The sequence below is a fragment of the Paenibacillus cookii genome, from assembly GCF_018333375.1.
GTDB lineage: Bacteria > Bacillota > Bacilli > Paenibacillales > Paenibacillaceae > Paenibacillus_AQ > Paenibacillus_AQ cookii.
The window spans coordinates 67,180-88,086 of the sequence record NZ_BORW01000012.1 but is presented as its reverse complement, the minus strand read 5'-3'; the positions used below and the strand labels follow the sequence as shown (position 1 = coordinate 88,086).

Genomic DNA, 20,907 nt, shown 5'->3' with positions numbered 1-20,907 from the left:
GGGCCGCTACAGCAGCGGAGACAGCATGCGGCAAAGCATCTCCGCTTTTTTGTGCAGAAACGGCCTCCGTTGAAACTCCTTTTTCGTCATCTCCCGGCATACGCCCATATCGTTCTCAAAATCAGCGGTCAGCCGGTCGATGGCGGACGGCTCAAACAGCGCGGCGGTCAGCTCGAAATTGCAAAAAAAGCTGCGCATGTCCATGTTGGCGGTGCCCACCGAAGCCAGCAAGTCGTCGACGATCAGCACTTTGGCATGGATAAATCCCTTTTGGTATTGAAAAAAGCGGACGCCCGCCAGCATCAGCTCCTCCACGTATGACAAGGACGCCAGATGGACAAGCCTGGAATCGGCCCTCCACGGGATCATGATCCGAACGTCGACGCCGCTGACGGCCGCGGTTTTCAGCCCTTCGTAAATGCCGGGATCGGGAATGAAATAGGGCGAAGCGATCCAAATTCTTTTTTTCGCGACGGAGATGGCCGTGAAGCAAAACTCCTGTATCGCGTTCCAAGCCTGGTCCGGGCCGCTGCTGACGATCTGGATCTGCTCGTCTCCCTTGCAGTGATGCTCGGGAAACAAGGCGGGGTCGGCGATTTTTTCGCCGGAAGCAAGCTGCCAGTCGTTCAAAAACACGTTCTGCAAAAAATAGACGGCATCCCCCTCGATCTCCAGATGCGTGTCCCGCCAGTAGCCCATTTTCGGGTATTGTCCCAAATAATCGTCCCCCACGTTGATGCCGCCCACGAACCCTTTGACCCCGTCCACCACGATGATTTTGCGGTGATTCCGGTAGTTGATGCGGCGGTCGATCAGGGCAAAAAGCGGCGGCAGAAAAAAATGAAACTCCACCCCCGCCTCCTTCAGCTTGTCCACGAACTCCCGTTTCAGCTTGTAGCTTCCCAGGCCGTCGCACATGAACCGCACTTTGACGCCTTCTTTCGCCTTGCGGATCATGATCTCCTGAAAACGGGTCCCGATGACGTCGTGCCTGAAAATGTAAAATTCGATATGGATGTGCTCCTTGGCCGCCTCCATCGCCTTCAGCATCGCGCCGAACGTCTCTTCCCCGTCGGTCAGCACCCGGCTTTTGTTGCAGCCCGTGATCGGGCTTTCCGACAAACGCGACAGCAGATTAAAAAGCCGCTCCTGGTGGCGGAATTCGGGATTGTGCATCTCTTCGATGGTTTGGACGGTAACGGCTCTGCTCCAGATGACCGGACGGACTTGCCGGAATAAACGCGTCCCCCGGGTGCGGAGCTGCTTGCGGGCCTTGTAGTCCTGAGCGACAAAATAGTAAACGACGAAGCCGATCATCGGGCAGCAAAACAGGATGAACATCCATGCGACCGTTTTGGAAGGATTCCGGAATTCCAGCAGCAAAATCGTTGCCATTTGAAAAATAAAGATGATGAGTGCGAGCAGCAGCCATGCCATGAAAGACTCCCCCTTCCCCCGAACGCTTCCCGCTTGAACCGGTTACTTATCCATCATTGACCAAACCAAGCCTTCTTTATTCAAGTCATTACCTCAGGACGGACGGGCAGACGCAAGGGATGAAAAAGGTAACATTTTAGACATGTTTGGCGCCTCTTTCGAATACATAGATGATAAGACAAGTATAAACAAAGCTATGGAAAGGAGCCGCCATGAAACGTGCATCCGCCAATCGACGCATGACGCTTCTCGTGATGCGGGACGCCCAGCATTCGGTCAAGCAGATCCATCTATCCAAACCCTTGATGATGGCCGTTCCCGCCGCCGCGGTCCTCTCGTTGTCCGGCCTCATCCTTGCCCTCCAGGCCCATTCCTCCCAAGCCATTTCCCAGCTGGAGCAGAAGGTCACCCTCGAAAACGCGAAAAACCTGCAGCTGCAAAACTCGGTCAACAGCCGCGAGCAATCCATCGAACGACTGCAAAACGAAATCATCAAGCTGTCGACGCAGGCGAAGGATATGCAGCAAAGGATGCAGCAAGTCGACCAATTGGAGCGGCAGCTTCAGCAGTTTATCCAAAAACACGGCACCGGCATGGCCGCGGATGATTCATCGGATAAAGCGTCTTCCCTGTCCCGGGATGCTTCGCAGCATGTCGGGGGCGAGTTCGTTGCCGTGCACCAAAACGAGATGCTGGATTTGGCCCGGGAGACGAAAGACGACTTTCAGGAGATGCAGGAGCTGCTAAAAATGATGGAAAGCAAGATCCCCCAAACGCTGCAAAAAGCCCAGGAAACCCAGCGGCAGATCGCAGGCAGCCCGACCTTATGGCCGACCGAATCCAAAGTGATGACCTCCAGCTTCGGTTACCGGACCGATCCCTTTACGGGCAGAGCTTCCTTCCATGCCGGCATCGACATTGCGGGAGATAACGGCGAACCGGTTTATGCCGCGGGCGCGGGAAAGGTCATCGCTGCCGATCAAAGCGGCGCCCGCGGGCGCTATATCGTCATCGAACACCCGAACGGGCTGCAAACCTGGTACATGCACCTCAGCAAACTGCAGGTCAAAGAAGGGGATTCGGTGGATAAAGGCGAGCAAATCGCTCTTCTCGGGTCCACCGGCCGCAGCACCGGCCCCCATCTTCACTTTCAGGTCGTCAAAAACGATAAGCCCGTGAATCCGCTTCCGTACATTCGAGCGCAGAATTCTGAATTCGATTAAGGAGGGTTTTATGTTGAGCAGATCCAAATCGTCCAAGAAAAATGCCATGCCGACGGATTCGTTGATCGGCAGAGGCACCGAGGTTGAAGGCGCCCTGGCCTGCCAGGCCAACGTGCGCATCGAAGGCAAATTCAGCGGCGTCATCGAAAGCACCGCCTGCGTCACCATCGGCGAGCATGCCGAGGCCAGGTCCGACATCAGCGCCAGAGAGGTTATCATTGCGGGAAAAGTGTTTGGAGACGTGCAGGCGGAAGGCAGGCTGACGATCACCTCGACCGGCCAGATGTTCGGCAACGTGCTCGCCGCCTCGTCCCTCGTCATCGCCGAGGGCGGGATCCTGAACGGTTCCAGCAAAATGGAGCCCAAACAGGATGAACGCCAGGAAAACGCCGGAGCAGGCGATGTGCATCTGCTGGAATCGGAAGCAGGCTAAAACCGATGCACTGCCGCCGGAAAGCGTGACGCTTCACGCCATCATAAGTCCTCCCAGGGCATTTCTCAAAAAAGCCCGGCCTTAGCGGTACGCGAGCGAATGCGCGCACAGCTAAAGCCGGGCTTGACGAATTAGGCGGCAACGTCCCTTTTATGGAACACGTACCAGGAAACCGCCATAAACACGATATAATAGACGGCCAGCACCGCCAGGGAAAATCCAAGGGTCGCTCCGCCCGGTCCTTCGTCAGCTTTCAGATACCCCGAGAGATCCATGTGCGAAAACAGAAGATATTTTGCCCAGCCGTAACGGTCCGGGTTGAACAAGCTCGCAAAAATCCCTTTGGCGAACATGATGAACAGCGCCAGACCGATGGACAACCCTCCGGCACGGAACACGGTCGACAGCATGAACGCAATCGCCACCGTCATGAACAAATTCACGTAATCGCAAAGCAGGTAGCGGAACGTAAAGGCGGAACCGCTCTCGCCCGGACCGATCAAACTGCTTTCCCCGCCGCCCGCAAAGAAAATGCTCGACGCCAGCATCGCGACCGCGGCAAGCAGCAGCGTGCACAGCAGGCTAAACAGAATGACCGCTATATATTTGGAAAGCAAAATTTTGGACCGGCTCCACGGGCGGATCAAAAGCAGCTTGATCGTGCCCCAGGAAAATTCCCCCGCCACGGAATCGGCGGCGACGATGACGGAAAAGATCGTGCACAGGTAAAACGTAAACGATGCGGTCAACATGACGCTGTCCCATAACGTGGTTTGCCCTCCCGAATCGACCATGGAAAAAAGCACCGGAAGGATCGCATTGCAAAACGCCAAAATCCCGAGCATGACCCACGTCCGGACGCGCCGGTAAATTTTCATGTTTTCGTTTCGCACGAGGCCGAGAAAATTACCCAATCGGATCACCTCCCGTCATTTCCAGGAACTGATCTTCCAGCGACCGGGTCACCGTTTGTATGCCGTACACCTTGATGCCCGCCTGAACCAGCCTGGCGTTGATTTCCGGAATCTCGTCCCGGGCCAGCTTCAGGGTAATCACGTTCCCCTCCCGGCTGCCGCCTTCCAGGACGGCCAGGGCGCGCTCCGGCTCATCCACCGTAAATCCGGTTTCGGCCGCTTCCGCCTTGCTTTCGTTGCCGTTTCGGAGCGATCTGACGTCGATCAGCCGACCGTTCTGGATAATCGCCACGCTGTCGCACATCAGCTCCATTTCGGACAGCAGGTGGCTGGAGACGAACACGGTCGTCCCTTCATCCCGGCACAGATGGCGCAAATAATCGCGGAGCTCCCGGATTCCTTGCGGATCAAGCCCGTTGGTGGGCTCGTCCAGAATCAAAAGCCGCGGCCGGTGCAAAATGGCCTGCGCCACGCCCAAGCGCTGCCGCATTCCCAGGGAATAAGTCCTAACCTTGTCGTGAATCCGGTTGCCGAGACCTACGAGCCGGACCACCTCTTCGATCCGCTTTGCGTCAATGCCCTTCATCATGCGGGCGAAATGGCGCAAATTCTGGTATCCCGTCAAAAACTTGTACATCTCCGGATTTTCGACAATAGCCCCTACGTTGGCGACGGCCTTCTCAAAATGCTCCTTTATGCTGTAACCGCAAATGTTGATATCTCCCTGGCTGATGGAGGTCAAACCGACCATCATGCGAATCGTCGTGGTTTTCCCGGCGCCGTTGGGTCCCAGAAATCCGAATACCTGCCCGGGCGGAATGTCGAGCGTAACGTTTTCCACCAGCGTTCTGGACCCAACCTTTTTCGTTACCCCTTCCAGCCGGACCACCGGTTCATGCTGCATTCGCTTCACTCCCTCGTCGTAGATTATCGCCTCATTGTAACATAGCCGTGACGCAAATGCCCCATATACTGGTAATTTTTCTCTTTTTCCCCCTGTTGATAACATGGTTGACAGCAGCCCAAAGGAATCGTCCCCCGGTAGTATCCCGTCTGGAAAATAACCATCGCGTCCGATGCAGGCACCGCGTTCTCGCAGCACAAGCAATAGACGTACTGCAGGTTTTTCATTGGAACCGCCTTCCTCTCCCTGGGTATAAAGCCGCATTTTTTATCCTGATTCGTGGACAAACCGCCTGCCGCATCTTCTTGTTCCGGAAAGGTTACGTTTTGTATCGTTATCAGAAATCTACATCAAGCGCTGCTTTCTGTCAAGTTTCTTGCCGTACAATGCAAAAAAACCGCCGGGATAGTTTCCCGGTCGGTTTCATCCTTACTCCATATGCTGCTTGATCAACTGATGGATCCGGCTTCGTTCCTTGTCGTTCACCAGGTAATACCAGATGCCTTGGATCCGTTGCCCCTGGCCGCTGATTTCGACCTGATCGATTTTTTTGAGGTCGGTTCTGTAATCCATCAGAAAGGTTTTCATGTCTTCAAAGGTAATATCCGTTTTGACGCTGTCCGCAACCTCATCCAGCAACGACTCGATTTTGGTCACGGTGGCGATGTTCAATGAATTTTTGATGACCTGCTGCAAAATCTGGCGCTGCCTAGCGTTTCTGCCCATGTCCCCGCGCGGGTCGTCGAACCGCATTCGCGAATACATCAGCGCCTCTTGCCCGGTCAAATGCAGCTGTCCTTGATCAAACCGGTGCCCTGCATAAGAGAAAGCAAAAGGATTGTCGACATCGACGCCGCCAAGGGAGTCAATGATGCGCGCGAACCCCTCCATATTCACCCTGACATAGTAATTCACGGGGTAATCAAGGAAATGCTCCACCGTCTTGACGGACATGTTGACGCCCCCGAACGCGTATGCGTGGTTGATTTTATCCACGGTGCCGCGGCCGATAATTTCCGTCCGGGTATCCCGCGGAATATTGAACATCAGCATGCTTTGCTTCGCCGGGTTGACCGTCAGAAAGATCATCGCGTCCGATCGTCCCCGGTCATGCTCGCGCTGATCGACGCCCAGCACAAGCACGGTGAATGGTTTCTTATCCTGCAAATCAAAAGGAGCGGCCTTTTCCGTTCGGGAGGCACTGTACTCCGCCCCGGCTGCCTCGGCGGTGTTCCCTTCCTTGCCGGCCGGCTCAGGCAGCACCTGCCCATCCCTGCTTTCATAGATTTTGTGCGCGGTCGTCTTGACCGATTGGTAAATGTAAGCGGCATACGCCGTAACACCCGCGACGGCGATGATCAATATGGAAGACACGATAAGGATCCATTTTTTCATTGAATCGGCACGCTACCTTTCGTTGGTTAATAGGTGTCCCCGCCCGTTGGCACAAAACCCGGTAAGCCTGGATCGCCCCCAAAAATGGCTTTTATGCTTTTGCGCAAATCCGAGTCCCCCGTATGGATTACTCCACGCTTATTTAAATGGTTTTTTCGGGCGAAAGCACTATGCAGCGCTTCGATAAATATAGTAAAATGACTTTATCCCATTGATATTCTTTTCCCGTAATAATACGGTTTTTTTCTAGCGATCCCATGTTTTTTTTCAACAACATTCCTATGTAGAAACATCAAAGATCCGGCCGCTTTCATGTCCGGCCATGACATCCGTATAGGGATCATATTGTTGCTGTCGAACTCTGCCGCCCGTGACGGTGCGGGTGATTTGTTTCGCCATGTTTGCTTGTCCGTGCTCATCCGGATCGAGGAGGACTCCGTACAGCTTGGCATTCGACAAACTGTCCTCTTTCCACAGCAGCTTGCCATGCATCCGGCAGATCGGCCTTCCATCGTAACCGATGTCGAAGCAGAGCCGGATTTCCGGCACGAGAGGAAAATCCAAATCACTGATAAATACGAGCGTGCGGGATTCGACTTCCCACAATACGGCCGGACGGGAGCGTCCCAGGGCAACGAGGGTTTCTCCTATTTGTTTAATGGATATGTACATTTGAAGGTGTATGCCGTATGACGTCAATATATTCATCGCACCGACCCTGCCTATGGGTATAAAAATATGTGAATCGTACTACACTTATTATCGATACATAATGTTTCTGATATGGATACATTTAGTATCACTCGCATTTTTTACTTTACGATACATTTTGTAACTAGTCAATCCTTTTTTAAGCCAATTTCGATATACATAAGCATAGGAAAGCATGCGATTCATTTGTTTCCTTAAATCGGTAATTTGCAAGCAATCAGAGGAGGTTAATTCATGAATCATGGTAATCGCATCGCAGAACTCCGGGACCAAAGAGGATGGACTCAAGAAGAATTAGCCCAATCGATTGGCATCACGAGAGCCGCACTCTCCCATTATGAAAAGAACCGCCGCAAACCTGATTTCGAAATATTGACCAAGCTTGCCGATAAGTTTGAAGTTTCCATCGATTATTTGATCGGCCGCACGAATCAGCCCAAGCTGGAGATGGACCCCGAGGTGCGGGAATTCGTGGATCATTTGGAGCTTTCGGATTCCGATTTGCTGGACCGGTTTAACTTGACCGTCGACGGACGGAGCCTGACCGAAGAGGAAGCCAGACGTTTCATCGCTTTCGTTCGGATGGAGCGCTCCATGAAATAAACAGAAAGAGACCTCGGCAGCCATCAGCCGCCGAGGTCTTCAAGATTATAGAATGTATGCGCTTTACGCAAAGGAAGAGGGATTCTATAATCATTTGCCGCAATTCTATACAACAGATAGGCAGATCCAACGTTTCAACCCAAGTTACCATAGAAAAAGTAGGAGCCTGCAAGCAGTATTCAGCCGGAATGAACGGATCTATTTGGGTTCCAGCCCTACCAAACGATCCTGCCGCTTACAGTAGCTATGCCAGCTGTCGGGGTGTATCCCGCATTGCTCCAGTACTTTAAGGATATCCACATGGGTCTGCGCCGGATGCTCATGATCGGTCCGTGCTTCGGTACCAAACTCCTTCTCTTCTCTCATCGAAAGATACCCTCGCTCCACTCATCGATTTATTCATCATAGAATCAGATCATCCGTCTTATCCTCAAGTCGAGTCTCCTTGACCAAAGAGAATAGGACTTTTCTATTATATCCCAAGAACGTCCGTGATGCTGTCGTCTGATGGAGAATTTGTCTCTTAAATATAGTTCTATTTTTGTCGAAAAAAACGGGTCTGCGAGTTCTGTCTCCTTTCGGAGCCCGAATCACAGACCCGTTTATGACCGAGCCTACACGTTCACGAAAATGTTATGACTTATTGACTGCCGGTTCTGGCAAGCTCTCTCATGTTGGCTTCGAAGGCCGCCATCAGGGCCGCTTCGCCCGTCAGTCCTTTTTCTTGAACCTTGCGGATATGCTGCGTCATCCGTTTGTAATCCTTCGGAATGACCCGCACGAACTGATTCAAGTTTTGATCCCAGTTTTCGAGCACTCTTTGTCCCATGGCGCTGCCTGTATAGGATACGTGCTTTTGAATCAGCTGTTTCAGTTCTTCCGCCTCTTCGATTTCCTCCACCCGCTCCAGCAGCACCATTTCCAGGTTGCAGCGCTGGATGAAGTTATTCTCCGGATCGTAGACATACGCGATTCCTCCGGACATGCCGGCCGCAAAGTTGCGTCCCGTGCCGCCCAGCACGACGACGCGTCCGCCCGTCATGTATTCGCAGCCGTGGTCGCCAACGCCTTCGACGACGACCGAAGCTCCGGAGTTCCGGACGGCAAAACGTTCGCCGGCAATCCCGTTGATGTACGCTTCGCCGCTGGTCGCCCCGTAAAACGCGGTGTTGCCGATAATGATATTCTCTTCGGCTTTGAAGGTCGCTTGATCCGACGGCTTCACGATCAGCTTGCCGCCGGAGAGGCCTTTGCCCGTATAGTCGTTGGCATCGCCCACGACCGTCAGGGTCATGCCTTTCGGCACGAATGCCCCGAAGCTTTGGCCGGCGGTTCCCGTAAATGTGAAGGATATCGTATCCTCCGGAAGCCCGGCCGCGCCGTATTTCCGCGTGACCTCGCTGCCCAGGATCGTGCCGACGGCCCGGTCCACGTTGGTGATCGGAAGCGTGCCCGATACGGCTGCCCCGTTTTCCAGCGCCGGTTCAGCGAGGGAAAGCAGGCGGCGCATATCCAGCGTTTCTTCCAAACCATGGTTTTGCGTTTTGCTGCGGTAACGCGTGCTGTCTTCCGGAATGTCCGGCATGTGCAGCAGCGCGGACAAATCGATGCCCTTCCGCTTCCAATGGTCGCTGACCGCATCTGCATCCAGGCAATCGGTACGTCCGATCATTTCTTGTACGGTACGGAAGCCCAGCTCGGCCATCAGCTCGCGCAGATCTTCGGCCACGAATTTCATGAAGTTGACGACATGGGCCGGATCGCCCATAAAATGCTTGCGCAGCTCCGGATTTTGCGTGGCGACGCCGACCGGGCACGTATCCATTTGGCAGACGCGCATCATGATGCAGCCGAGCGCAATCAGCGGCGCGGTGGAGAAGCCGTATTCCTCGGCCCCCAGCAGCGCGGCGACGGCCAGGTCGCGTCCGTTCAGCATTTTGCCGTCCGTCTCCAGCACGACGCGGTCGCGCAGATTGTTCAGGATCAGCGTCTGATGCGTTTCCGCGAGCCCGAGCTCCCACGGCATGCCGGCATGGCGGATCGAGCTTTGCGGCGATGCTCCCGTGCCGCCGTCATACCCGCTGACCAGAATGATGTCGGCTCTGCCTTTGGCGACGCCGGCCGCGATGGTGCCGACGCCCACTTCGGATACGAGTTTGACGTTAATGCTTGCTCTCGGGTTGGCGTTCTTCAGATCATAGATCAGCTCCGCCAAATCCTCGATCGAATAGATGTCATGATGCGGCGGCGGCGAAATGAGGCCGACCCCCGGCGTGGAACCGCGCACTTCGGCTACCCACGGGTACACTTTGCGGCCGGGCAGCTGCCCGCCTTCGCCCGGCTTGGCGCCTTGCGCCATCTTGATCTGGATTTCGTCGGCATTCACCAGGTAATGCGACGTGACGCCGAATCGGCCCGACGCAACCTGCTTGATGGCGCTGCGGCGGGAATCGCCGTTCGCATCCGGAATGTAACGCGCGGGATCTTCCCCGCCTTCGCCGGTGTTGCTTTTGCCGCCGATCCGGTTCATCGCGATCGCCAGGCTTTCATGCGCTTCCTTGCTGATCGAACCAAAGGACATCGCCCCGGTCTTGAAACGGCGCATGATGGATTCGACCGGCTCGACCTCTTCGAGCGGCACGGCAGGTCCCGCCGGCTTCAGCTTCAGCATGGAACGGATGGTCATCCGCTGCTCGTTTTCGCCCTGCACCAGCTTGGCGTATTTTTTATACACCTGGTAATCGCCGGTGCGCACGGCCTGCTGCAGCAGGTGGATCGTTTGCGGGTTGAACAGATGCTCTTCCCCGTCTTTGCGCCATTGGTATTCGCCGCCGGAGTCCAGCACCTTGTCGTTGCCGTCCTTGTCGGTGAAGGCGCGGTTGTGGTGCGCCAGCGCTTCGGCCGCCACCTCTTCCAGGCCGATGCCGCCGATCCGGGACGGCGTGTTGGTAAAGTATCGCTCCACGAATTCTTCCTTCAGGCCCACCGCCTCGAAAATCTGGGCTCCGCGGTAGGACTGGATCGTGGAAATGCCCATTTTGGACAATATTTTCACGACGCTTTTCGTCGCCGCTTTAATATAGTTTTTGACGGCTTTTTCATGCGTTACGCCGCGCAGCAGCCCCTGCCGGATCATGTCGTCCAGCGTCTCGAAAGCGAGGTAAGGGTTGACCGCGCTGACGCCGTAACCGAGCAGCAGCGCGTAATGATGCACTTCGCGCGGTTCGGCGGATTCCAGCAGGATGCTCACCTTCGTGCGCGTTCCCTGGCGGATCAGGTGGTGATGCAGGCAGGAAACGGCCAGCAGCGCCGGAATCGCCGCATTTTCGCGGTCGACGCCGCGATCCGACAAAATCAGGATGTTATGGCCTTTGGCAATCACGCGGTCCGCGGCTTCGCACAGCACGTCAAGCGCCTGACGCAAACCTTCGGCCCCGTCCGCCGCCGTGAAAAAGATCGGAATTGTCATCGACTTGAAGCCCGGACGATGCACATGGCGGATTTTCGCGAAATCCTCGTTGGAGAGGATCGGCGTGTCCAGCCGGATCTGCCGGCAGCTTTCCGGCTCCGGATGCAGCAGGTTGCGCTCCGGTCCGATCGTCGTTGCGGTCGACGTGATGATCTCCTCGCGGATCGCGTCGATCGGCGGGTTCGTGACCTGCGCGAACATTTGCTTAAAGTAATTGTACAAACGCTGCGGCTTGTCGGACAGCACGGCCAGCGGAGCGTCGTACCCCATCGAGGCGAGCGCCTCCATGCCGGTAGCCGCCATCGGCTCCAACACTTTGCGCAGCTCCTCGAACGTATAGCCGAACGCCAGCTGCAGCTGCGTCACGTTGTCATGCTTCGGATTCGGCAGCTCCGGCGCGTCCGGAAGCTCATCCAGGTTGACCAAATGCTCGTCGAGCCACTGCCGGTAAGGCTGCTCGGAGGCGATTTGCGCCTTGACTTCCTCGTCGGAAATGATGCGCCCTTCCTTCGTGTCGACCAGCAGCATGCGGCCCGGGCGCAGCCGGTCCTTGTACAGCACGTTTTCCGGCGCGATGTCGAGCACGCCCGCTTCGGAGGACAGGACGATCAAATCGTCTTTGGTCACGTAATAACGGGAAGGTCTCAGGCCGTTCCGGTCCAGGATCGCCCCGATTTGCACGCCGTCCGTGAACGCCATGGCCGCAGGCCCGTCCCACGGCTCCATCAGCGTGCTGTGGTATTCGTAGAACGCTTTTTTCGTTTCGTCCATCGTTTCATGGTTGTTCCACGGCTCCGGCACCATCATCATGGCCACGTGCGGCAGGGAACGGCCGCTCAGATAGAGGAACTCAAACGTGTTGTCGAACATCGCCGTATCCGAACCGTCCGGATTGATGACCGGCTTTACCTTGTCCAGGTCGGCGCCGAAAACGTCGCTTTTGAACAAGGATTGGCGGGCATGCATCCAGTTGACGTTGCCGCGCAGCGTGTTGATTTCGCCGTTATGGATCATGAAGCGGTACGGGTGCGCCCGCTCCCAGCTCGGGAAGGTATTCGTGCTGAAACGGGAGTGGACGAGCGCGATGGCCGTTTCGACCGCTTCGTTTTGCAGATCAAGGTAAAATTGGCCGACCTGCGCCGTCGTCAGCATCCCTTTGTATACGATTTTCCGGCAGGACAGGCTGGAAATGTAGAACGTTTCGCCTTCAGGCGTGCCGCCGTAACGAATGGCCCGTTCCGCGCGTCTGCGGATGATGTACAGCTTGCGCTCGAAATCCAAATCTTCTTTCAGGTCGGCGCTGCGTCCGATAAACACCTGGCGTACGTAAGGCTTGGCTTCTTTGGCCGATTTGCCGAGCATTTCGTCGTAGGTCGGGACGTCGCGGAATCCGAGGAATTTCTGCCCTTCTTCCTTAATGATCTGAATCAGCCGGCTCTCATGAGCCTCACGAACGGCCTCATCATGGGATAGAAACAACATGCCTGCTCCGTATTGCCCGGGCTCCGGAAGCTCGAAACCTTGTTTTTGCGCCTCTTCGGCAAAAAAACGATGCGGAATCTGCAGCATAATCCCGGCTCCGTCACCGGAATTCGGTTCGCTGCCCTGTCCGCCCCGATGCTCCATATTTTCGAGCATCGTCAGCGCCTGGGTGACGATTTCATGGGAAGCCCTGCCCTTGATGTGAGCAACAAACCCCATGCCGCAGGCGTCTTTTTCAAACTGCGGATCATAAAGTCCCTGTTTAGGGGGAAGTACCGTATGTCTCATGGAAAGCAACCTTTCTGTCTTCAGAATGAATAATGACTTAATTTCGGGTACGGCAAAACAAAACCACGTCGAGACGATCATTGGCTACAGAACAAAACAGTGACTAAGATTGGGGAATGGGGTAACTTACAACAGCGGACAACCTTGTTGCTTAGGGGAATGGGTATTGATATTTATTCAGCAAGAATTGGTTTTTTTATTTTATCACTGCCCTAAAAGCAGCGCAATTCAAAGTTTTTATGAGCCCGATAAATAATGATTTGCAGTGCCGCATTAAAGCGTTTTCCGGTTAAATACTATAAATGCCGAATAAAAATGCATGGCGCATCCTGGATTTTCCTCCACCGGCCATAATACTCCCCTTGCACATGGATTCATCGTTGCTTGAAACATTTTTGCCTTCCGGGCCGTTTGTTAAAATGCGGTAATCTATCAAAGCTTATGGAGAAGGAGACTACATCCCATGAAAAAAACCTGGACTGTAACCGCCCTGTCTTTCGCCCTGCTGGTATCGGCGGCCGGCTCCGCCTTGGCTTCGGCATCTTTTCGGGACATCGGCGAAAGCGGCGCCAAGCAACAAATCGAAGCTTTGCAGGCCAAGGGAGTCGTGACGGGCGTTGCCGCCGACCGGTTTGCGCCAGGCGAACGGCTCCTGTTGGCCCAAGGCATGGCCATGATCGCACGCGGCCTGTTAGCCGATGCGCCGGCAAGCGATGACAAAACGGGCCCGGGCGGCGCGTATTTCACAAGCATCCCTGCGGATGCTTGGTATCATGCTTCATTTGTTGCTGCGCATGACCGCGGGCTCGATTTGCCCGCCGACGCCGATCCGGCAGGCGCCGTGACCAAAGAGCAGTTTGTCCATTATGTCATGCAGGCTTTGGAGTCGACGAAGCGTTTCCCTATGATCAATCTGGTTCCTGCAGCCCTCGCCGATGAAGACCAGTTGACCGTCGAATACCAGGGCACGATTCAGCGCGCCCTGCACTACGGTTTGGTTGATCTTGACGAGTCGGGCCGTTTCCATCCGCAAACCCAAATAACGCGGGAAGATGCCGCTTCGATTTTATACAAAGCGATCGCGCTTTATGAGAAGCAGGCCAAGACCAACGATCCAACGAAGCCGCAAAGCTCCCAGGATTCTTCCAAATAACGGGACCTTGTGAAGATTCGGAGATATCGCGCGCCGAGGTGCCGCATCAGCGAAAAAAACTCTTCGAAGCCCGCTTGAAACGCGGGATTCGAAGAGTTTTTTTAATGGCTTAAGGTACGCTCGATCCGTTGATCCGGCATGAACCACACCACGGCAACAAGCACGAAAAAGATGCCGGACAACCATGGACTCACGTAAGCGGTCAAAACCGCGAACAAGTAGAGCAGCGGAGACAATTTCCCTTTCCAGTCTTTCCCCATCGTTACGACGAAGGAGGAGTCGCCGGCATGCTGGTTCATGATCGTGCGCTGAAGCAGCCAGTACGAGAACGCCGCCAGCATTAAAACCATGCCGTACAATGCCGTAGGAGTGGCTGCAAAATGGCTTTCCCCCATCCAGGCCGTCGTGAACGGCACCAGGGACAACCAGAACAGAAGCAGCAGGTTAAGCCACATTAACCGGCCGTTCATCGTTCGAACCATGTGCAGCAAGTGATGATGATTGTTCCAGTAAATGCCGACATACACGAAGCTGAAAATGTAGCTAAGAACTTTCGGCCCAAGGCCGATCAACGCATGCCAGTCATGGCCTTCCGGCACTTTGAATTCCAGGACCATGATCGTAATGATAATCGCCAGCACGCCATCGCTGAACGCTTCCATGCGATTTGCTTTCAGAGTGGTTCCCCTTTTCCCGCTTCCGCGCTCTATTCAATATTCGATATTCGATATCAGTAAAATTGCATGATCCCCTTTATATTGTCAAGCCGAATTTTTTAGCGAACGGCCAACAGCCCCTGCCCTCGGCGTGATTCGTTATTTTTTCTCCGTGGCAAAATATAATATCGCAGCGACCGGAAATGTCAGACCGAACCATAACGCAGCGCTCCATCCTCCCGTGGCGTATGCCCAGCCCCCGACCGCCGAGCCCGCGGCGCCGCCCAAAAAGAAAATAGCCATAAAAAGCCCGTTCAAACGGCTGCGTATTTCGGGACTCAGCGAGAAAAGCGCGCGTTGTCCAAGCACAAGATTCGCGGATACTCCCGCATCCAACAATATGGCTGCAGCGACGAGAACCGCGACGCCGACCGGCGAACCGGTCCGGATGACCAGCGGCAGCAACACCGACAAGACAACCGTAACGAGCGCGATTCCTGTTCCGGGCCTGGTCCAGCCGCGGTCTGCCAGCCGTCCGGCCACAGGCGCGGCAACCGCGCCCGCGATGCCCGCAAGCGCGAACAACGCGATGGCTTTCTGGGAAAAATGAAACATTGGGCCGGCCAACAGGAACGGAACCGTCGTCCAAAACAGGCTAAACGTCGCAAACACGCATGCATGATACGCGGCCCGGCGGCGCAAAAGCGGGGTGGTTCGCAGCAATCGCCACATCGATCCGAGCAGCGCCGGGTAGGAAGCGCTCGAGGAAGGCCGTCTCACAGGCAGCACCTTCGACAATACAAGTGCCAAAACCAAAACGGCTGCGCCGGACAAAACAAATACGGCATGCCAGCCAAAAAGATCGGCGACCAGGATCGACAGCGGGCGCGAGAGCATAATGCCGAGCAGCAAGCCGCTCATCACATTGCCGACCACGCGGCCGCGCGAAGATTCGGATGCAAGGTACGACGCAAAGGGCACCAAGGCATCCGTTCCGCCTGAATCAAGCAAGGTTGGATCGGCCCATGGAGCCATAAAGGCTTGGCATCCGGATACAACGGACCATGCCGGAAATCAAAAACGGGACCGCCCCCCGAATGAAACGTTGGGGAACGGTCCCTTATTCATGCCTCCCGTTAAATTAGGCCGACACGGAAGACTGCTGTTGGTCGAGGACGCTTTTATGCGATTTCATCAGGAAGTAAACCAGCGTCAGAGCCAGGAAGACGATACCTACCGCGCCAAGCACGGCCGTTTGCTGCCACATGGCCGCGAAATCGCCGGTGGACACGACCGCTTTGAAGCCGATCACGCTGTACGTCATTGGCAGGAGCGGATTGAGGGCTTTCATCCAGTCCGGAATGAGCTCCAGCGGGAACGTGCCTGCGCTCGTCGTCAGTTGGAAAATCAGCAAAACGATGACGACAAAGCGTCCGGGCTGATCCAACCAGGTGACGATGGCCTGAATCATGAACATAAAGGACAAACTCGTAATAAACGTAAACAAGTAGAACAGAGGCACGTTTTGCACATCGAGCTTCAAACCGTAAAGAATGATGATGGCCGACAGCAACGATTGCAATACGCTCATCATGACAAACGACAACGTCCGGCTGATGAACCGGTTGAACCCGGATGCCCCGAGCACGGAACTGTCCCGCATCGGAATGACGATGGTCGAGATCAAAGCGCCCACGAACAGTCCCAGGGACAGGAAATACGGCGCGAAGCCCGTTCCGTAGTTAGGAACTTTGGAGAACTTCTTCTCCTCAATTTTTACCGGTTCGGCGAACATTTTAAAGTTCTCGTCCCCCGCCTTCACTTCCCCGCTTTTTTCGGCGGCTTCGTTCAGCTTGGACGCAAGCTCCCCGGAGCCGTCCTGCAGCTTGCCGAGTCCTTCCGTCAGTTGTCCGGCGCCGTCATCCAGCTGCTTGGAGCCGTCCGCAATCGCCGCTACGCCGCTGCCCAATTGGCTCATGCCGCCTTTCAGCTTGCCGGAGCCTTCGGCGATTTGCGCGGCGCCGCTTGCCAGCTGCTTGCCGCCTCCCGCCGCTTCGCCAAGCTTCGTCCCGAACTGCTTCATGCCGGATTCCAGCTTGGATTGCCCGGCTTCAAGCCGGGTCGCCCCTTGAAGAAGCTCCTTTTGCCCTTGATGCAGCTGCTCCATCCCGGCCGTCAGCTGCTTCGCGCCTTTGCCGAGCTCATCCGCGCCTCCCGAAACCTGCCGCAGCCCGTCATGCAGGCCCGCGGCTCCGCTTGCGAGCTGCCGCTGCGATTGATGCAGCTGGAAGGTCCCCTCGCTAAGCTGTTGTTGCCCTTGATGCAGCTCTTCGGTGCCTTTGGCTACCGATTGGCTCGCTGCAACAAGCTTCTGGAAAGCCGGGTTTTGCGCCAGCTCGGGGTTCTGCTGAGCCAGCTGCTGGAGGCCCTGCGCCACGCTTTGGGCGCCTGCGGCGACCTTGGCTCCCCCGGCTTCGGCCGTTTTCATGCTTTCCGCCAGCTTTGCGCTGCCGGCCTCCGATTGCTTCAAGCCGTCCTGCAGCTTGCCGCTGCCTTCCAGTGTGGCCGCCAATCCTGCTTGCAGTTTGCCGCTGCCTTCCACGGCGCTTTGAAGCCCGCTCTGCAGCTTCGCGCTGCCGGCCGCCGAGGCCTGCAGCCCTTCTTTTAATTGGACCGTGCCCTGATGCGATGCACTCACGCCGTTTTCCAGCTGCTTATGCGCCGAGGCGAGTTGTCCAAGACCGCCTGCAAGCTGCTGCGAGCCTTCTTTCAAGCTCAACGCGCCTTTCTGCAAATCGGCCGCACCGCCTGCCAGCGGCTGGACTCCCTGTTGAAGTTTGACGGTGCCCGCTACCATTTTGCTTAAGTTCTCTTTCAGCTTGGCAGCCCCCTCATTCAGCTTAACCGTGCCGTCGGACAGCTCCGAGGCTCCTTTTCCGGCTTCCCCGAGCCCGTCCGCTACCTTGGTGATTTGTTCAAACAGGCTTTTGGAATAAGCCTCCGTCACTTTTTCGGATACTTTGGCCCGGATTTCCTTGACGGCCGTCCCGCCGATTTGGGAAGCCAGGAAGTTATACCCCTCGTTCGGTTCGAAAATAATCTCCGAAGGCTGCGGATGTTCATCCAGCACCGTTGCGGCTTTGGAGGAGAAGTCCTCAGGGATGACGATCGTCATATAATAGCGGTTCTCCTCCATCCCCTTCTCGGCCTCGTCGCGGCTGACGAACTTCCAGGCGAAGTCCGCTCCTTTTTTCAACTCCTCAACGAGATCATTGCCGATCTGCAATTCCTCGTCCCCGTACTTCGCCCCGGTATCGTTATTGACGACCGCTACGGGCAGCTGGTCCATTTTGCCGTAGGGGTCCCAAAAGGCACCCAGGAACAGTCCGGCATACATCACCGGAATGCAAATGACCGCGATCATGGAAATGAGCAGTTTACGGTTGCGGGCCGTCGCAGCCATATCCTTTAAGAATACCGATAATGACCTCATCATAGTTCTCTCCTTAAATCCGTATTGAAGTGGTGAAACCAATTGACCGTTTTAATCATTTGGTCAATTTTTGACCGATAAAAACTTCCTCTTCGTCGCCGTCCGTCCGGACCGCTTACGGGGAAGCACTTTTCATCAGGTATGCTGATATGGCCTGCATTCGGGATTCGCGAGACCGTCCGCCAAAAATAAACGGATATAATGGTGGATTTCTTCTTTGCCGAGCGGCTCCCGAACATGCTTGTAATCGGAAGTCAGCGCAATGTACAGCTTGAACATGACAAAAGCGGCCACCTGAGGATCGCATGTGCCGATCTCCTCATGATCCAGCGCATAGGCGATCTCTTTCTCCAAATACTCCAAGATGACCCGCTCCAGCCTGGCAAGGCCGTCTCTGGCTTTAAGCGTTCCGACGTCCCGCACCTCTTGGGAAAGCTTGATGAACAGCTCATGTTCGCCGCGAAACTCCAGCAAAGCATCCAGGACGCTGAACAGATTCTCGAAAAAGGTTTTCTCCCTGTCCACCTTGCTCTCGGCCAACCGTTTCATCTCCAATATGGCCGTATTCAAAATCTCGTCAAACAGCTCTTCCTTGTTCGAGAAAAACGTATAAATCGTCCCTTTGCCGACATTCGCTATTTTGGCCACTTGATCCATCGTCGTGGCTTTGTACCCAAAAAGCGTAAAAGATTGCGCCGCCGCACGAAGAATTTGCTTTCGGCGATCTACGGCAGACATACCCTCGCCCCCTTTCCGTGGGGAATGGTCGTTCATGAGTTATGACTGATTTTCCATTTCGGTCAATTGGTCAATTCATACTTTAGCACGTCGATCGCTTTTTGGCAACCCTTGCCATCCTCTTTTTTTGAGTTTTTCTGCAATTTTCTGCGATGGTTTTCATGCTCCGGCGATTCTCTTGCTCTTTTATGGATTTTTGATATGGCCTCCTGTAAGATAGAGGAAGGAAAAGTGGGTGAATACATGCGAAAAAAGAGAGTGCTGCTGCTGTCCGAAGGTTTCGGCACCGGGCATACGCAAGCAGCCTACGCGCTGGCGGCCGGGATGAAAAGGCTCGACCCCCGTTTGCAATGCCGCGTTATTGAGCTCGGCAATTTTTTGAATCCGAAGATGGGCCCCTTCATCCTTTCGGCCTACCGCAAAACGGTCAGCAGCAGCCCCAGGCTGGTCGGAATGCTCTATCGCAAGCAATACGACAAATCGCTGAACCGGCTGACCAAACTTGCGCTGCACCGGATTTTTTACACGCAGGCGGCCCGGGTGATGAAGCAGCTCAGGCCGGATTTGATCGTTTGCACGCATCCCTTTCCCAACGCGGTGATCTCCCGCCTGAAACGGAAAGGAATCCAGGTGCCGCTGATCACGCTCATTACGGATTACGACGTCCATGCCACCTGGGTCAACAAAGAGGTGAACCAATACCTCGTCTCGACGCCCCAGGTGCGGAATCTGCTGCTGCGGCGAAACGTGCCGGCCGAGTCGGTCCAGGTTACCGGCATCCCCGTCCATCCGAATTTTTGGGAACGAGGGGACAAGGAGCAGCTGCAGAAAGAACTGGGACTGAAGCCGATGCCGACGGTGCTGATCATGAGCGGGGGCTGGGGCGTTTCTTTTAATAAAGAAATGATACGTCTGCTCTTGTCCTGGGCGGATGACATTCAGTTGATATTTTGCATGGGAAGCAACGAAAAGCAGCTGCAGAAGATGAAAAGCACCCCCGAGCTCGACCACCCGAATATCCGCCTTCTCGGGTATACGAAGGATATCGACAGGTGGATGGATGTCTCCGATCTGCTGATTACGAAACCCGGAGGCATGACATGCACGGAAGGGCTCGCCAAAGGCATTCCGATGCTGTTTTACGAGGCGATTCCCGGGCAGGAGGAAGAAAACGGCCAATATTTCGTGGAGCTGGGCAGCGCGGAGATGATCTCTCCCATGGTGCTTCGCCGCTGGCACCACCGCCTCCTGCATGAATACGGCCAGGTGGAAAACGACAGGCTGAAGGCGCTGACGGCCACCGGCCCCGGAAAAAAACCTTGTTATTGCGCGCAGCAGGTTCTGGAATGGCTCCATCGACATACGCTGTCTTAAAGCAAGGGACTCTTCAACCAGGTTACATAGGATCCAGCCTAAATGCGGACGCAAAAACAGCTCCCTCCAACAATATGGAGGAAGCTGTTTTTTTGCGGCGATGAACGGGGAGTAAGTCCCCTTCTACAAGAAGCGCCTCCGGATGCGGCAATTATTTCCGGATGACGCCGATCCGCCCTTTGCTTTTCGCCGAATCCCCGTTCCCGGCCAAATAATCTGCATATGAAGACTGCAGCCGGATAGCCCAGCGGGTTTCCCCGTTCATGGCGCGCTGCAGCATCCATTGCAGCTGCGGATCCCGCGTGCAGTGCAGCAGTCCCTCGTACAGCTCGGCGGCATCAAGCGCATCGCCAATCAACAAGCGAAGCCCGTCCGGATATTCCTTGGGAGGCTCAACCTTGCTGAACACCGGATAACAGGCGGTCAAACGGTAATACCATCGCGTCCAGACCGCAAGGCGCTCCTTCTGCTTCATTTCCACGTTCCTGCTGAAGTACGCCCGGTGCTCCGGCGGCGCTAGCTGAAGCAATCGCTGCGCGTAAATCATCGAACGATACTCCGCCTGAATCATGTATTGAAGGTCGTGAACGGCGATGGGGCTGCATCCGGTCATCCGGTCCATCATCGGGAGACT

At 55.2% G+C, this 20,907-nt stretch carries 16 protein-coding genes and 1 pseudogene; 5 read left to right on the top strand and 12 right to left on the bottom strand.

Going from position 1 to position 20,907, the window contains the following annotated elements:
- Positions 1 to 6 precede the first annotated feature (6 nt).
- The gene (gene cls, locus KI367_RS13405; protein WP_212950220.1) at positions 7 to 1,437 is read right to left on the bottom strand and encodes a cardiolipin synthase; all 1,431 of its coding nucleotides are present in this window, start codon (positions 1,435 to 1,437) and stop codon (positions 7 to 9) included.
- 212 nt (positions 1,438 to 1,649) lie between these two features.
- On the opposite strand from cls, the gene KI367_RS13400 reads away from it, so the two are divergent.
- Positions 1,650 to 2,660 (top strand): M23 family metallopeptidase, encoded by a 1,011-nt coding sequence (locus tag KI367_RS13400; RefSeq protein ID WP_212950219.1) that lies wholly within the window; start codon positions 1,650 to 1,652, stop codon positions 2,658 to 2,660.
- A gap of 13 nt (positions 2,661 to 2,673) precedes the next feature.
- On the top strand, positions 2,674 to 3,093 hold the full coding sequence (locus KI367_RS13395) for a bactofilin family protein (protein ID WP_246536890.1): 420 nt from the start codon (positions 2,674 to 2,676) through the stop codon (positions 3,091 to 3,093).
- Between the two features lie 131 nt (positions 3,094 to 3,224).
- On the opposite strand, the gene KI367_RS13390 is transcribed toward KI367_RS13395, so the two are convergent.
- From KI367_RS13390 to KI367_RS13370, 5 genes are all read right to left on the bottom strand, one after another.
- A complete protein-coding gene (locus KI367_RS13390; protein WP_036709067.1) occupies positions 3,225 to 4,007 on the bottom strand; it encodes an ABC transporter permease in 783 nt (260 codons plus the stop codon).
- Entirely contained in the window at positions 4,000 to 4,911 is a 912-nt protein-coding gene (locus tag KI367_RS13385) for an ABC transporter ATP-binding protein (protein WP_036709066.1), read from the bottom strand. The genes KI367_RS13390 and KI367_RS13385 overlap by 8 nt, the downstream gene beginning before the upstream one ends.
- A 23-nt stretch (positions 4,912 to 4,934) precedes the next feature.
- A complete protein-coding gene (locus KI367_RS13380) occupies positions 4,935 to 5,138 on the bottom strand; it encodes a hypothetical protein (RefSeq protein WP_036709064.1) in 204 nt (67 codons plus the stop codon).
- A 202-nt stretch (positions 5,139 to 5,340) separates the two neighbouring features.
- The gene (locus KI367_RS13375; RefSeq protein WP_212950218.1) at positions 5,341 to 6,306 is read right to left on the bottom strand and encodes an LCP family glycopolymer transferase; all 966 of its coding nucleotides are present in this window, start codon (positions 6,304 to 6,306) and stop codon (positions 5,341 to 5,343) included.
- Positions 6,307 to 6,585: 279 nt separating this feature from the next.
- The gene (locus KI367_RS13370; RefSeq protein WP_036709063.1) at positions 6,586 to 7,014 is read right to left on the bottom strand and encodes a hypothetical protein; all 429 of its coding nucleotides are present in this window, start codon (positions 7,012 to 7,014) and stop codon (positions 6,586 to 6,588) included.
- A 237-nt stretch (positions 7,015 to 7,251) separates the two neighbouring features.
- On the opposite strand from KI367_RS13370, the gene KI367_RS13365 reads away from it, so the two are divergent.
- Positions 7,252 to 7,620 carry a helix-turn-helix domain-containing protein gene (locus KI367_RS13365; protein WP_036709062.1) on the top strand — a complete coding sequence of 123 codons (369 nt, stop codon included), beginning with the start codon at positions 7,252 to 7,254 and terminating at the stop codon, positions 7,618 to 7,620.
- Between the two features lie 640 nt (positions 7,621 to 8,260).
- On the opposite strand, the gene gltB is transcribed toward KI367_RS13365, so the two are convergent.
- The gene (gene gltB, locus KI367_RS13360) at positions 8,261 to 12,859 is read right to left on the bottom strand and encodes a glutamate synthase large subunit (RefSeq protein WP_212950217.1); all 4,599 of its coding nucleotides are present in this window, start codon (positions 12,857 to 12,859) and stop codon (positions 8,261 to 8,263) included.
- 463 nt (positions 12,860 to 13,322) lie between these two features.
- Between gltB and KI367_RS13355 the strand changes: the two genes are divergently transcribed.
- Positions 13,323 to 14,012 (top strand): S-layer homology domain-containing protein, encoded by a 690-nt coding sequence (locus tag KI367_RS13355; protein ID WP_212950216.1) that lies wholly within the window; start codon positions 13,323 to 13,325, stop codon positions 14,010 to 14,012.
- 101 nt (positions 14,013 to 14,113) lie between these two features.
- On the opposite strand, the gene KI367_RS13350 is transcribed toward KI367_RS13355, so the two are convergent.
- The 4 genes and pseudogenes from KI367_RS13350 to KI367_RS13335 form a co-directional block, all read right to left on the bottom strand.
- Complete coding sequence (locus KI367_RS13350; protein ID WP_212950269.1) at positions 14,114 to 14,689, bottom strand: TMEM175 family protein; 576 nt, start codon at positions 14,687 to 14,689, stop codon at positions 14,114 to 14,116.
- Between the two features lie 138 nt (positions 14,690 to 14,827).
- A pseudogene (locus KI367_RS13345) lies at positions 14,828 to 15,655 on the bottom strand (MFS transporter); the annotation flags it as partial.
- 154 nt (positions 15,656 to 15,809) lie between these two features.
- Positions 15,810 to 18,161, bottom strand: a complete 2,352-nt coding sequence (locus tag KI367_RS13340) for a YhgE/Pip family protein (protein WP_212950215.1) — start codon at positions 18,159 to 18,161, stop codon at positions 15,810 to 15,812.
- A 135-nt stretch (positions 18,162 to 18,296) separates the two neighbouring features.
- On the bottom strand, positions 18,297 to 18,899 hold the full coding sequence (locus tag KI367_RS13335) for a TetR/AcrR family transcriptional regulator (protein ID WP_036709052.1): 603 nt from the start codon (positions 18,897 to 18,899) through the stop codon (positions 18,297 to 18,299).
- A 243-nt stretch (positions 18,900 to 19,142) separates the two neighbouring features.
- Here KI367_RS13335 and KI367_RS13330 point away from each other — a divergent pair, with 243 nt between their 5' ends.
- Positions 19,143 to 20,273, top strand: a complete 1,131-nt coding sequence (locus KI367_RS13330) for an MGDG synthase family glycosyltransferase (protein ID WP_212950214.1) — start codon at positions 19,143 to 19,145, stop codon at positions 20,271 to 20,273.
- A 151-nt stretch (positions 20,274 to 20,424) separates the two neighbouring features.
- Here the strand turns inward: KI367_RS13330 and KI367_RS13325 are convergent, their stop codons facing one another.
- Positions 20,425 to 20,898: a hypothetical protein gene (locus KI367_RS13325; protein ID WP_212950213.1), complete on the bottom strand. Its 474-nt coding sequence runs from the start codon at positions 20,896 to 20,898 to the stop codon at positions 20,425 to 20,427.
- Positions 20,899 to 20,907: the final 9 nt, after the last annotated feature.